Annotated in this window: 5 protein-coding genes; 1 reads left to right on the plus strand and 4 read right to left on the minus strand. The window is 64.0% G+C overall.

Going from position 1 to position 14,340, the window contains the following annotated elements:
- Nucleotides 1–187: 187 nt before the first annotated feature.
- The 3 genes from phaC to QCE88_RS09945 all read right to left on the minus strand — a co-directional run bounded on the left by phaC (nucleotide 188) and on the right by QCE88_RS09945 (nucleotide 4,632).
- Nucleotides 188–2,248 (minus strand): class I poly(R)-hydroxyalkanoic acid synthase, encoded by a 2,061-nt coding sequence (phaC, locus tag QCE88_RS09935; RefSeq protein ID WP_309901425.1) that lies wholly within the window; start codon nucleotides 2,246–2,248, stop codon nucleotides 188–190.
- A 330-nt stretch (nucleotides 2,249–2,578) separates the two neighbouring features.
- Nucleotides 2,579–3,412: a peptidoglycan editing factor PgeF gene (gene pgeF, locus QCE88_RS09940; RefSeq protein ID WP_309901428.1), complete on the minus strand. Its 834-nt coding sequence runs from the start codon at nucleotides 3,410–3,412 to the stop codon at nucleotides 2,579–2,581.
- On the minus strand, nucleotides 3,409–4,632 hold the full coding sequence (locus QCE88_RS09945) for an RluA family pseudouridine synthase (RefSeq protein ID WP_309901430.1): 1,224 nt from the start codon (nucleotides 4,630–4,632) through the stop codon (nucleotides 3,409–3,411). The genes pgeF and QCE88_RS09945 overlap by 4 nt, the downstream gene beginning before the upstream one ends.
- 151 nt (nucleotides 4,633–4,783) lie before the next feature.
- On the opposite strand from QCE88_RS09945, the gene QCE88_RS09950 reads away from it, so the two are divergent.
- Complete coding sequence (locus QCE88_RS09950; protein ID WP_309808475.1) at nucleotides 4,784–5,620, plus strand: outer membrane protein assembly factor BamD; 837 nt, start codon at nucleotides 4,784–4,786, stop codon at nucleotides 5,618–5,620.
- 109 nt (nucleotides 5,621–5,729) lie between these two features.
- On the opposite strand, the gene QCE88_RS09955 is transcribed toward QCE88_RS09950, so the two are convergent.
- Entirely contained in the window at nucleotides 5,730–14,270 is an 8,541-nt protein-coding gene (locus tag QCE88_RS09955; protein WP_309901433.1) for a hypothetical protein, read from the minus strand.
- Nucleotides 14,271–14,340: the final 70 nt, after the last annotated feature.

Raw genomic sequence — 14,340 nt, forward strand, 5'->3', positions numbered from 1 at the left:
CCGTTGCGCCCAGTTCCGGCGCCGCGATCTTCGCGAGCGAGCCGCCGAATTTGCCTACCGCCGTACGCGCGGCCGATACGATCACTACGTCAGTCATTTCAGTTTCCTTTGGCATCGATTGTTAATGCATTAGCCCGGGCATGATCCGCGTGCGCCCATGAGCGCCACGGCGCGCCGCTCAGACCGCTCAGGCATCGCGCTTCAGCACATAGCGGCCGGGCGCGGCCTCGATCACCGGATACGCCTTCGAACCCTGCGCCGCCGCCGGCTTGACCTGCTCGCCCGCGTTGGCCGCGAGCCAGGCGGACCACGTCGGCCACCAGCTGCCGGGATGCTCCGCCGCGGCGTCGAACCAGGCGTCGGCGGACTCGGGCAGCGAACCGGTATCGCCGTCGACCATCCAGAAGCTGCGCTTGTTCTTCGACGGCGGATTGATCACGCCTGCAATGTGCCCCGACGCGCCCAGCACGAAGGTCCGCGGACCGCTCAAGATGGGCGTCGACGCATACGCGGACTTCCACGGCACGATGTGATCCTCGCGCGAACCGTAGATGAACGTGGGCAACGCGAGCCGCGAGAGATCGATCTTCTCGCCGCATACCGTCAACGCGTTCGGCTCCTTCAGCGCATTTTCGAGATACGTGTTGCGCAGATACCAGACGCACATCGGCCCGGGCAGGTTGGTCGAATCGCTGTTCCAGAACAGCAGGTCGAACGCCTGGGGCGTGCGTCCTTTGAGATAGTTATCGACGACGTAGTTCCACACCAGATCGTTCGGGCGCAGATACGAGAACGTGTTCGCGAACTCGACGCCACGCATCAGCCCGGCCGGCGCGCCGTTCTTGCCGCCGATCGCCTGCTCGCGCATGCGCACGTGCGACTCGTCGACGAACACATCCAGCACGCCGGTGTCGGAGAAATCGAGCATCGAGGTGAGCAGGGTCATCGAGGCCGCCGGCTCTTCGCCACGGGCCGAGGCCACGGCAAGCGCGGTCGCGAGAATGGTCCCGCCGATGCAGAAGCCAAGCGTATTGATCTGTTCCGCGCCGGTGATCGCCTGCACGACGCCGATGGTTTCGAGCACGCCCTGTTCGACAAAGTCGTCCCAGGTCTTGTGCGCGATCGACTGATCGGCGTTGCGCCACGACAGGATAAAGACCTGATGCCCTTCGTCGAGCGCATAGCGCACGAGCGAGCTTTCGGGCGAGAGATCGAGGATGTAGAACTTGTTGATGCACGGCGGCACGATCAGCAACGGCCGCGCATAGACCTTCGGTGCGCGCGGCTTGTACTGGATCAGCTGCACGAGTTCGTTCTCGTACACGACCGAGCCTTCCGTCGACGCGATGTTCTTGCCGACCGCGAAACCCGATTCGTCCGACTGCGAGATCTTGCCGCGCTGCATGTCGGCCAGCAGGTTCATCATGCCTTGACGCAGGCTTTCGCCCTTGCTCTCGATCAGCGTCTTCTGTGCGTCCGGATTCAGCGCGAAATAGTTGCTCGGCGATGCTGCCGCGGCCCATTGCTGCACGGTGAAACGAATTCGCTCGCGGGTCTTCGGGTCGCTCTGCACGGCATCGGCGAGTTCCTGCAGATAGCGCGCGTTGAGCAGGTACCACGCGGCGGTGAACGCATACGCGGGCGTGGTCTGCCAGGAGGTATCCGTGAAGCGGCGGTCCTTCAGCGCACCCGGATCGATGTGCTGTTCGCCTGCCTGACGAAGCAGTTCGGATGCATCGCGGGAATAGTTGCTTTGCAACTGCTGCAGACGCTCGGGCGGAATCGCGGCGGTGGGAATCTTCGGCAGCGTCGGCAAGCCCTGCATCGCGGCGCCGAAGCCCGGCATGCTGCTGGCCAGTTTGGCGAACTCGGCCATGCCGTTCATGTTCGTGAAGTCGGGCATCTGCGGCATCGCGCCCGGCGCCGGAAATGCGCCCTGGAATGCAGCCGGAAAAGCTTGTGGGAAGCCACCGGGAAAAGCGTTGGGAAATGCATTCGCGAAGGCGCCGAACGCCGCGAACGGCGAGGCCGCCGCAGCGGCGCCTGCCCCTGCCGCCCCTGCCGCATCAGGCGCGGCATTCGTCTGCTGAGTCAGCTTCGCCCATTGCGCGGGATCGGCAACGGTGCGCCAGGCATTTAGCCATTGATCGAACGCTTGCTGTACGCCAGTCGTTTCGGCCGATGCTTGGGCCGAAGTGCTGTCGGCGGTACGGGAGCGGGAAGATGAGGAAGATGTTTTGGAAGCCATACCCGCCATTGACCTGTGAGTCTCGCAAGACTGGATTGCTGATGCAGGCATCGCCGGGCTTTCCTCGACCAGCGCGCAAGTATTGATGCGCCCTATGCGCGCCGCAAGAAACCGCCTTGCTACGCCGTGCCCGATGGATTGAATTCCGGGAACATTCTTGCTCCAGGCTATCGGGCATGTCAATGCTTCGTCCCGATTTTGCCGCAGTGCGATAAATTTTTAATTATCGTTTTCCCCCATCCGAAATATTGTATTCACAAGGGGTTTCGTCACGCCGGGGAAACGATCGTCTGGCACGCTTGAATGCAGGTTAGCCGGGCTCGACGCGACTCAGTCGGCCAGCCAGATCATCGCCGCCATGCGTCCCGTCACCCGATCCCGCCGATACGAATAGAAGCGCGTCTGCTCCGTCACCGTGCAATGCGTGCCGCCGTCGATGCGCCCGTCATCGACGCCCAGTTCCGCGAGCCGCAGCCGCGCGAGTGCATGGATGTCCGCGAAGTACTTGGCGGGCGCACCGCCGGCGGGCCGGAAGGCGGCCGTGGTGGCGTCGCGGCGGGCCGCCGGCGCCGCGCTGGCGAACGCATCGAGCACGTCCTCGCCCACCTCGAACGCCGACGGTCCGATCGCCGGCCCGAGATACGCATTCAGCCGCGCAGGCGAGACGCCCGCGAGCTTTGCCACGCGTTCAGCCGTCCGTTCGATGACGCCGCCCGCCAGTCCGCGCCAGCCCGCATGCGCTGCGCCGACCGCGCGGCCCTCGTCATCGCAGAACAGCACCGGCAGGCAGTCCGCCGTCATCACGACGCACACGACGCCCGCGCGATCCGTCACGCTCGCATCCGCGCGCGAGCGTTCGCCGAACACGAGGCGGTCGAGCACCGCCTGCGCGTCCTCGACCTGCGCGCCGTGAATCTGCTCGAGCCATGCAGCATGCCGCGAAGGCGTCAGCGCCAGCGCGCGGCGCCGGTTCTCCGCGACGGCCTCGGGCGCGTCGCCCGTCGAGAAACCCAGGTTGAGGCCGCCCGCGCCCGTGCCGTCATCGAACGGCGCGGCGCTCACGCCGCCCGCGCGCGTCGTGACGAAGGCGCGCACGCGCGGCGACACCTTCCATTGCGGCCACAGACAGGCGCCGTGATCCAGTGCGGCAACGTGATGCGTCATGCTTCGTCATCCTCGTATTCGTCGTCGTCCCAGTCTTCGTCGTCCTCGCCGATCACATAGACCTGCGCGAACTCCGGATCCTCGTCGTGTTCGATCTCTTCGTCCTCTCCGAAGCCGAGCGCGGCGCGGAGCGTCTCCATGTCCTCGGGGATCTCGGCGCGCCAGTGCACCGGCTTGCCGGTCGCCGGATGAATCAGGCCGAGCCGCCATGCATGCAGCGCCTGACGGGCAAAGTCGTCCGGCAGCGGCGTGACGGAACGCTTGCCGCGCACGTGCCCGTACAGCGGATCGCCCAGCAACGGATGACCCGCCGCCGCGCAATGCACGCGGATCTGATGCGTGCGGCCCGTTTCGAGATCGCAATGGATCGCGCTCACCGGCTGGTTGTGCCACACGGTTCGCTCGACGGTCTTGAAGTGCGTGCGCGCCGGCTTGCCCGAGGCGCTCTGCACGACCGCCATGCGCTTGCGTTCGCGCGGATCGCGGCCGATGGGCGCGTCGATCGTGCCTTCGTCGCGCATGTTGCCCCACACAAAGGCAACGTAACGGCGCTTCACCGTGCGCGCCTGCAACTGGCGCACGAGATCGGTCTGCGCTTCGAGGGTGCGCGCGACCACCATCAGTCCTGAGGTTTCCTTGTCCAGCCGATGCACGATGCCCGCGCGCGGCAAGCCGGCCGCCGCCGCGCCATAGCGATGCAGCAGACCGTTCAGCAGCGTGCCGCTCCAGTTGCCCGCGGCCGGATGCACGACCATGCCGGCGGGCTTGTTGATGACCACCAGCGACTCGTCCTCGTAGACAACCTCCAGCGGCACCGGTTCGGGCGTAAACGCGAGCTGTTCGGGCAGGAGATCCGGCACGAGCGTGATGGTGGCGCCAAGCGGCACCGGCTGACGCACTTTCGCACCGGCGCCATCGACCTGCACGCGCCCCTCTTCGATCCACCCCTGCAACCGGCTGCGCGAGAACTCCGGAAAGAGTTTCGCGAGCACCTTGTCGAGCCGGTCGCCGGCGAGTTCGTCGGGCACCTGCGCGATGCGCGGCGGTTCTTCGCCCGCGCCCCGCTGCGCCACCTGCGCCTCGGTCGCCTGCGCGCCTGTCAGGTCTGTCGCGCGGGGTGCGTCAGGGTTTGCATCGGGCGGCGCTGCGTCGTCGCCGATGGCGCTTGGGCTATAATCTTTGAGTCGGTCTTTGGTACGACGGGTACTTGAGCGGGTCATTTGAACGAGATTCGGCAGGACTTGCCGTAGAAAACCGCGCATTGAAATGCGCATGAGGAACCACGCAAAAGCCGCACGAGACATTGCGCGAGCGGCGGCGCCGGACACACAGCTGGACACAGCGAGAATCAGCCAGGAACACCAAGCACTGATGCGAGCCTTCAACACCATTCATCAATCGATGCGTCAAACGATCAAGTATCTTGCGCTGGCCGCCAGCGTCGCGATCGTCGCAGCCTGTCACGGCCTGCCGGAGAAGACCGACGAAACCGCGCTGTGGAACAACAACAAATTATATACGGAGGCTCAGGACGCGCTCTCCGGCAGCGACTGGGGCAAGTGCGCGAAGTACTTCGAGGCGCTCGAAGGCCGTGATCCGTTCGGCCACTTCGCGCAGCAGGCGCAGATCAACGTCGCGTACTGCAACTGGAAGGACGGCGAAACCGCCAACGCCGACCAGGCCATCGACCGCTTCATCAAGCTGCACCCGGATCATCCCGATATTTCCTACGCGTACTACTTGAAGGGGATGATCCACTTCAACGACGACCTGGGCCTGTTCGGCCGCTTCTCGGGTCAGGACATGAGCGAGCGCGATCCGAAGTCGCTGCGCGAGTCCTACGACGCGTTCAAGGTGGTCGTCGACAAATACCCGCAGAGCAAGTACGCACCAGATGCCGCGCAGCGCATGCGCTATATCGTCAACGCGCTGGCGTCGCACGAGGTGCATGCGGCGGACTATTACTATCGGCGTGGCGCGTATGTCGCGGCCATCAACCGCGCGCAGCTTGCCATTCGCGAGTACAAGAACGCGCCGGCCACCGAAGACGCGCTGCACATCATGATGCTGTCGTACGGCAAGCTCGATCAGCCGCAACTCGCCGACGACACCAAGCGCGTGCTCGCCGCTACCTTCCCGGACAGCCCGTACGTGACCGGCAAGCGTCGCCCGGGAACGGACGACAAGCCGTGGTATCAGATCTGGTAAGCGGCGTTTGAACGCGGGACGTCGGACCTGCAATTGTTATGGAAACGGCGCGCGATCGGTGATCGCGCGCCGTTTTGTTTGTGTGCCCGGCGTGTGCCGCGGCTTCCGGCTAGCTCACATAGTTCCACATGAGGCGGCCACTGCGCGACTTGAGCCAGACGTCGTAGCGGAAAACAAAGTCCGCGTAACTGGCGGGACTGGTCTGGGACAATCTCAGCAGCCAGACAGCGTACGCGAAGTTTTCGGCGTTCTTTATCTTGTCCACGGACGTCAGACGCGCCAGGCCGGCGAGGTCGCATCCGTTCTGCCCGGGGATGTTCTTCGCATACGCCAGGTCCAGCGACGTATGCCCGACCGCATGATGCCACTCATGCGTGACGACCTCCCCCATCTGCGACTTGAGGCTCCCCGACGGAACCTGCCTGGCCATCGTCTTGATTCCCTCGTCATAAATGCTGATCTCAACGTCCTTCAGTGCATCGGGGACCTGTGCGATCCCTCCAGACGAGCGCGTAGGCACATGAGTCGACATGACCGTGTTGGGACTGGCCGTGCCGTCCGCCTTGGTCAAGACGTTCTTGAACTGGAGCTTCGAATAGTCAAACCGCACCGAGAAGTCCTGCGCGCGCTCCACGAGCTTGAGAAAGTTTGCCCTGTCCGTGGCCAGGGTGCTTCCCCAGAAAATCTGCAGCACCTTGTCTACCTTGGCCACGTCGCTGGCCGCGGTGCTCCTCGCCATCCTCCGGGTCACGTCGAGGCTGGCTTCAGCGTAGTCCGCTCCGTCGATCACACGCACTCTCAATTCGCGAGCCTTTGGAACACTCACCCCGTGGACATGGTCAAGCGGGATCGGCGCTCCCCAAAAACGCCTCCACACGGCTCTGAAGCCCGTGGCGTGACGTCCACCCGTAGCGAAGATCAGCGACCAGCGGGAATCGATCCATTGCACAGGCGCGCCGTACGACACCAGAAGGTCCGCGCCCTGATTCACGAGCCGGTAACTGCCGTAGCTCGTATCCCAATCGACCCGATAGAGATTGCCGTCCTGCTTGATGAACACTTGCGGCGAGCTGACCCCGGAGTCGTCCGCGGTTTTCCACAGTCCGCGGCCGAGAGGCTCCAGCTTGTGATTCGTCTGCGTGACAGAGCCGGAAGGCAGCGACGTGCCGCCTCCGCCCTTCGCCGAGATCGGGACCGAATCGAGCAAGGGCTTTCGTGTCGGAACGGACGACAAGGCTTTGCCGCTCGGCGTCAGTCCTTTGGCGATCTGCCGGAACGGCACCGGTTCGACGACATCGTAGAGCAACAGCGCGGCGCCTCTGACGGCGCTCAACGCCAACTTCCCGAACAAGGTCGCCATTTCGCGGGCAACGTGTTTCATCAGCGCCCGCCCGCTCAGGCCCAACGCCCGGCCTGCCCGAACGAGCGCGCTCACGCGCAGCGCATTCGCGGCCAAGGTGCCCGACAACGAAGTACCGGCCGTTGCCACTGCCGTCATCACACCCACGCCATCCATCACCGCCTGAGCGATGTCGCTGCTGTCAGGGGCATAGTTCGGGTCGTGAATCGAGTAGTAGGACAGCTTGTAGAACGGCACGAACATTTCTGCGAGCGTTTGACCGGACGTTGGCGTGTACAACGATTCTTTCCGCTCGTCGGCGTAGCGGCATTGAAGCTGTCGCAGCAGATCGGCCTGAAGCGGCAGCAGCAGACGCTCCGCCGGAAGGTCCCGCGGCTTCGGCGACAGGCCTCCATCGGACACCACCACGATGGTCCATTCGATGCCTCCGCTCTCGTGGGCGCCGCGTATGAAGCGGCCTTTGCGCACGCATTCCAGACACTGGCCGTCGGCAAGTGAAGGGGGCGAGGTCCAGAACTTTGCTTGCTCGGTCTCGATGGTCGCCTCGTCGACGTTGCTGCACGATTCAGCACTGTCCGAGACACGAATGGATAACCAGGATCCCGACGCAAGCTTCAGCATCAGCACGAACTCTCTGTCTATATCGTCGTAGATCCGGATGTACTGCTTGACCGAACTTTCGAAATCATCCAGGGTCAAGCCAGCGAAAGCGAGCAGCCTGATGGTGCGGCTGAATCCGTCGAAGCCGGCGCTCGTGGTCTTGTACAGCGCGAATTGAGCCGCGTAGTCCGTATAGTTATCGTAGAAGTCGCTCGGCCGCATCAGATTCAGCGGCCGATAGCCATCGGGTTGCGAGAAATAGGGCCTGTATGGATTGTCCGCGAGTGCCGCTGCCATCGCGGACTGAACAGAAGCGAAATCCCGTCGCGCGAGTTGCTGCACATCAATGCGCTCGGCGTCCAGCGTATACACGGCTATCGCGATGAGCTGGATCAGTGTCTCGGCATGCTCATCATCCCGCGCTTCTTCCAACATATCGTGCAAGATCTCCGCGAGGTCAACCGTCTTCTCGCGAGGTATTTTTGGTGCGTACCACTGGCCGTGCAGGAGCGTGGCCCGTCTGTACGCAGCTCTCGCCTTCTGATATCTCGACCCGCCAGACAAGGGCTCCACCCCCTTCGCGCCCAGTATCTCGAGCAAGGTCAGGTACTCACGCATCAGCGTCCTTCTGCGTTCGATATAGGCGCGCGCGACGTCCAGCGCCTCCAGCGCCTCCCTGCCCGCCCGCGTCGCCAGCGCTTCGACGACGGCCGCGTCCAGGGCGGATCGCGCATGCAGATACGCGATCTCATACTGGTGGCGGACATTGACGATATCCCCCGTCACGCCCTGCCGAGCAACGAAGCGCGCCTCGCTCGCCCTGCCCTTCGCCAGTCCCTCCTGATAGACCGCATAGCCGCCGAATGCAAAGATCCCTTGCTCGAGGTCACTGAGTGATTTCCCGGCGCTTGTTTTGACACCGCTTTGCGAGGTCTGCTCCTTTTTCAGCGCCGCGATATGACTTTCGTACCACTTGATGCGACGCTCGACACCATCCTTGATGGTAGTCAGGGAGGCAATCATGCTCTGGTGGCCTGGCAGCATCTCGCGTCTGGTCCGCGCCAGATCGGCCTTGACCTTCGCAAGCTTGAGTTTTTCCGCGTTTAGCGCGTCATTGTCTGCAACCAGTTGCTGGTTGAGCTTCGTCAGTTCCTGTTCGGCCAAGCTGATGATTTTCTTGAACACGACCGTGCGATCGCCCACCGCGGAATCGTCGATGACCCGCGACAAAGACTCATGATCCACCGGCCCTGCGATCAGCGCGTCCCGGTACCACTGCAACAGATCGGCGTCGCCGTTGGTCGTGCCAATCGCCGCAGGAAGCACCGACGCCAGCCCGGCGAGGCGAAAGTCGATCTCCGTGCGCAGTTGGAGAATGGGCTCGAGCGACGAAGCCTGAGGCGTGCGATAGACCTTCAGGAATTCACTCTCGAGCTGCTTGAACAGTTCCAGCAGCAGATGCGAGAACGAGAGCGCGCGGCTGGATTGCACGATCCGCCGGGTGTGCGCCGCCATCCTCGCACCGACCTCGCCGGCGTGCGCAAAAGACGCCAGAAGCTGGGCGAGCAGCCACTTCGAACGACCTGCGTCCTGCTCATAGCCTTTTTTCCACACGCCACCCTGGTTCACCAGGAACAGCATGACGTCCCGCTGCTTCGAGGCGGCTGCCAGTATCCCGGAGGCGGGCGTCTTGAGTGCAAACGGCCAGTAGCGGCCGTCGAGATACATGTACGTGGAGGATGCATTCGCTCGGTACACCGCGCCCTCGACCCCTGCCACCTGCCCGAAGAAGGCATGCGCCCTGCTTGAATCGAAGGTCCTGGCCCGCTTCATCAACTTCGCGGCCGCCTGAGGCTTGACGACCGTCTCCGTGGCAGGCGCGCGGGTGAAACCCTTCGGCACCGTTTCGAAGCGCCAGGCGGGTTGGTCCTTGTCCTTGACGAGCGTGTGATACGGACTGTGCTCCGACGCGATCATCAAGTGCGCGCTCAGTACGCCTCTGATGCGCCAGGTACCGTGCACCGGCCAATAGCGGCCCTTTGCATAAAGGTAGTCGGTCTTCGACTGTGCCTTCGTCTTGTAGAAATTCGCACTGGTTCCTTGCGATGTGAAGTCGCCGGCCAAGGGCGCATACGGCTGCGTCGCGTTCTGCTGCACCAGCCATGCCAGGTGGTCCTCCGCGGTCGTGCTGAGGGCCGCCTGGCGGGGCAGCCAGTCGAGCTCGCTTTGCCGGGCTTGCGTCAGTTGCCCGGACTGCGAGGCACGAATGGCATAGAAGTCTTGCTGTCCATAGACGACCAGGAAGTCGCTGATGAGGTCGCACGGCCAGTAGACGCCATGGAGAAAGATGTAGCGACACTCGTCACGCTCGACATAGACCGTTCCTTCGACACCGGGCGCCAGATACCGGTAAGCGTATCCCGGTCCGGCGCCCAACACCTTTCTGGCCTCCCCGGCGAGGTCTTGGTCCAGCAAGGGGGGGCGATCGGCTGGGCGCTTGGAATCAGCCTTTTCCTTGGAACCCAAGGTCCAGTTCCGGGCAGACTTGCTGAACATGATGTTCAACGTTCGCTTGCCCGTATTGATCCTGGCGAAATGATCGCTTCCGACGACGATGTAGGGGTTTTCGAGCGGCCAGTAGTAGCCGGCAATGTAAAGGTATCTCGTGTAGTTGGCCTCATACAGGCCGACCTCGTTGCGCTCGTCGAATTCGCGCTCGCCGGGACGATAGCCGCGCAGCGCCCGATCCGACACATCGTTCCCGACCGCGTGCAGCAACTCGTCCGAGACACTGGTCTGCCGCGGCATCGCCCAGAAACTATCGGTATTCGGCTTGAGGTTCTCTTCCGAAGGTTCTCCCGCCGCCCCACGCCGGGTTCGCTGCGCTCGTGCGACCGCCTGAGCGTCTACCAGGAGCGGCGCGTCGAGCGCCGGCGGCATCCAGTTCGTGACGATGCTGGCCACGCCGGGCAGCAGGTCCACGTCGCCGCCCGATGCCTGCGTCCAGCGCCACCGTTTCCAGGCGTATGCCGTGCCGCCCGCCAGACCCGCGCCGATGAGTGCGGCAAGCGCCGCGCCACCGTACCGTTTCCATCCGCTGCCGGGCGTTGCGCCGCGCTGCGAAGCGGAGGTTCCCGCCGGATCGGAAGGCTGGGCGAGTCCGAGGGCAACCTGACGCCTGACCGCCGGCGCCTGGCGTTCCTCTCCGAGCAGACGGTCGCCTTCTTCGCTTCCCTGTCCCGCCCGTTCCTGCTGCTGCGCGGGCGCGGACGGCGTGTCGGGCGTCGCAACCGGACCGGCGGCGAGCCCGGATCGCGGACGGTGCACCGGGACCAGCTCGATCATCTCCGGCCGGTATCGATTGCCCGAACGAGCGGCTTCCTCCGACGCCGATGCCGCCGCCGTCCGGCGTGCGCTCGACGACAATTCCCGCGTGCACAGCCAGAAGAGCCCCAGGCCGGCGAGCGCACCGATTGCGCCGAGCGCGGCAGGCAGGACCCACCCGGAGGCGTCGCCCAGTTCACGCAGTTCCGCATCGGTGAGCTGGATGATGAAATCCTCCGGCAAGTGCAAGTCCTCCGCATCCGCCGCCTCTGCCAGCCATGCGGAGGCTTCTTCGTCGACGGCCGCCCGCACCACCGGGCCGGATCCCCGCGCGCCGCGCGACAGCAGACGGATCTGCCAATGCCCGGCGAGCCGTTCGATGGCCGGCGCCCACGACAATGTCCCCATGCCTTCTTTCATCAGCCGCCAGGTTTCCTGCGAGCGATCCCAACGGACGCGATACGCGCGCCCGCTCTCCAGGATGAACTGCTGCTCTTCGCCATTTGGGCTGAGCGTCGTGTAGATGCCTTCGTCGTCGGGCGTTTGCGATCCGAGGACGATATTGCGTGCCCACGCGCGCATCAGCGTGTGAGCGCCCGCTGCCGGCGGACCTGCTTCGCGTCTTCGTTCGTGCGGGACGCGCGCACCTTCCGCCCAGGCGCCGAACAGATGATCGATGCCTCGCTCGAGCCCGCTGATCGCCCACTTCGAGATGAAATCCTCCAGCGCCGCGCACAAGCGCCGGTGTGCCGGAGACGGTCCGCTCGCGAGGACCTCGATCAAGGCGATACCCCATTCCGACCATGAATGGGTCGGCGGCATCCGCGCGATGACATCCGGCGGCAAGCGCAGCAAGTCCGGAAGGATCGGCATGAGCTGCGCCAAGGCTTCCACGCCGGGCCAGTCGCCCGTCTCGCGAAGTTGACGCTGCACCGTCTTCAGCAGGCGGCGCTGTTCGCGTGGATTGGTGCACTCGCTCGCCCGGCTCAGCGACCAGCACATGCACAGGAACATGACCTGTTCATAAACCCAGCGCAGCTCGGGATGCTTCCTGCACGCCTCGATGCTCGCGGCCCATAGGTCGCTCGGATCCGAGTCGAGCGAAAAGCTTCGGATGGCGAACAACGCCTGCGCCACGCCGGTTTCGCCGGCCCCGGCCAGATGAGCAAACTTGTCGGGATGCGCCTGAATGTCATCCCGCGCGATCCGCAGGAATTGCCGCAGGGCCTGCTTCCACGACGCCTGTGAATCCGTCTGCCGGTACCAGTCCAGGCCTTGATGCAGGACCGGCAGAAGCGTGGTGCCGCCGGGGGATCCGACGGCCCACGCCCCCGCCGAAAGGCTCCACTGCGCCGCATGGATCAGCGTGTTGCGCGTGATGCATGGCGTCAGCACCAGTCTGATCCTGGCGCCGAGCGGCTGATCCGTGAGCTGCATCGCGCGTACGAAGTTCTCGAACACCGGGTTGCCGGTGTCCATGCCCATGGCTTCCAGCCAGGCATCGAGATCGAACGCCAGCGCGTTCCTCGCCAGCAGGTCGCGCAGTTCGGCGCTGCGCAACAGCCGCTCCAGCCATGCGATCCGTTCCGCCCCGGTGCCGTGTACCGGAAGAAACCGGAGGTCGTCGAACAGCGTCAGTCCGGATCCCGCCCATGCGCGGCAGGTTTGCGGCAGCAGGGAGATGACCGTCGCGCGCGTATCGTCCGCAAGCAGGATCTCGTACAGCCAGGCCGCGACCTCCGGCAGCGCCTCAGGAAGCTTTTTGCCGAGCACCCGGGAAACGACCCCGGCGAAACGGACAGCCGGCTGCATTTGCCTCGCCAGCCACGAATCGTCTCCCTCCAGCTGGAGAAGGACGGACACGTACTGCTCGAACGAAGGCTGCGCGGGAAGTTCGCCTGCCGTCCGGCCCAGCCGAAACACCAGTCGCGCTGACTGCAGCGCGTCGCGCCAGTCGCCGGCGTGAGCCATGAACAAGGGATGGCTCGCGAGCGCGGCGAGCTGATCGAGCGCGCTCGTCGTGGCGTCCTGCCACGAGCGGTCCCGGGCCCGGATAGCGAGCACCCGCGCGACCTTCTGGAGCGCGCTTAGGCAGTCGATCACGGGTAGCCGAAGGTCTGTCGGGAGCAACACCGGGTGTTCCTCCAGCAGCCGGCTCGCCTCTTTCAGCTTCAGCAAAAGACGGGTCTCGCCGGAGCGGATCCGCAGATAGCATGCGTACGCTTGGCGGGCAGCGTTCAGATACGCCGTCAGTTCGTGCAGCGCGGAGCGGGACGCTTCGAGCGATGAACTGACCCAGGCGGGAACACAGTCGGCAAAGCGGATCCGCAGCTTGTCGAGCAGGAGATCGAGCATGTCCAGCAGACCGCGGGAGGATTCCCCGCTCTGCATGACGAACCGTCCCAGTTCGCTGAATTGCGCGAACTTTGCCGCCAGATCTTGCAGAGGGTACCGATGCCCGCTTGCCGCTTGCTGGCGCATGAGTTCGGCCACGATTTCATCGAAGGAAAATGAACGCGCCCGGTAGTGGCTTATCTCGTCTTTGATCGCGAGCAACTGCCGATGAAGCATGCCCAGATCGCCCGGCTCGACGACTTCCCGTATCATGCCGGCCGGCAGACAGGCGGCCTTTTCGCGGATGAGTGCATTGATCCTGCTGATTTTCAGCGTTGCATCGTCAAGGGAATAAAGCGAGTCCAGGGCCTCGACCACGCCCTCGACGGCGCGCACATCCCCGATCCTGGCATTGAATGCCACGCGCATGCTGTCGAGCGTCTCGCTGAATTCCGTCGGCAGGATGCGGGAAAAATCCTGCCGCAGATGCATGACGATTCGCGACCATTCCAGCAAGGTGCCTCGCGCTTCACCCCGGATACTCTGAATCTCGACGCACAGCTTCTGGGCCATCGAGAAATACGTCAGGATCTCCTGCAGTTTTTCGACGCCGCCCTCGATCCGGATCCGGAATGCCTCGGGCCACAGGTCCTGGTACAGAACACAGACGGTCGCCAGGTCGTCCAGCCGGGTTTCCCAGTGCGCGGTGCTCTTGCAGACCGCTGCGACGTCCTGGCAGGCAGCAGCGGCATGGTGATAGCGATTGAAAAGACTCTCGGCGATACGCTGGGCCATTCTTGAAACGACTTCGCGCGTAACCCCTGAAAAATCGAAGGGTTCGTTTCGTTGAAACGCGTCTTCGGGGAAGTCCGCATCCGCTTCGCTTTCCTCGTCTGCGAAGGCCATGTCGGATAACGAATTCGCCCAGGCCGATTCTGCCAGGCTATTGACCGGAATATCCGTTGCGGAGGAATGGGCTTGATTACCGCGGCGATGGCGCAACCTTGTTTCGCTTTCCGAAGCAAATGGCATGGACCGAATCTCCCGGAGATTTTTCACGCTGGCAAGCAGACGTGTGGCGCCGGTCGATGCTTACTTGCAG

Source organism: Caballeronia sp. LZ035 (assembly GCF_031451175.1).
Lineage (GTDB): Bacteria > Pseudomonadota > Gammaproteobacteria > Burkholderiales > Burkholderiaceae > Caballeronia.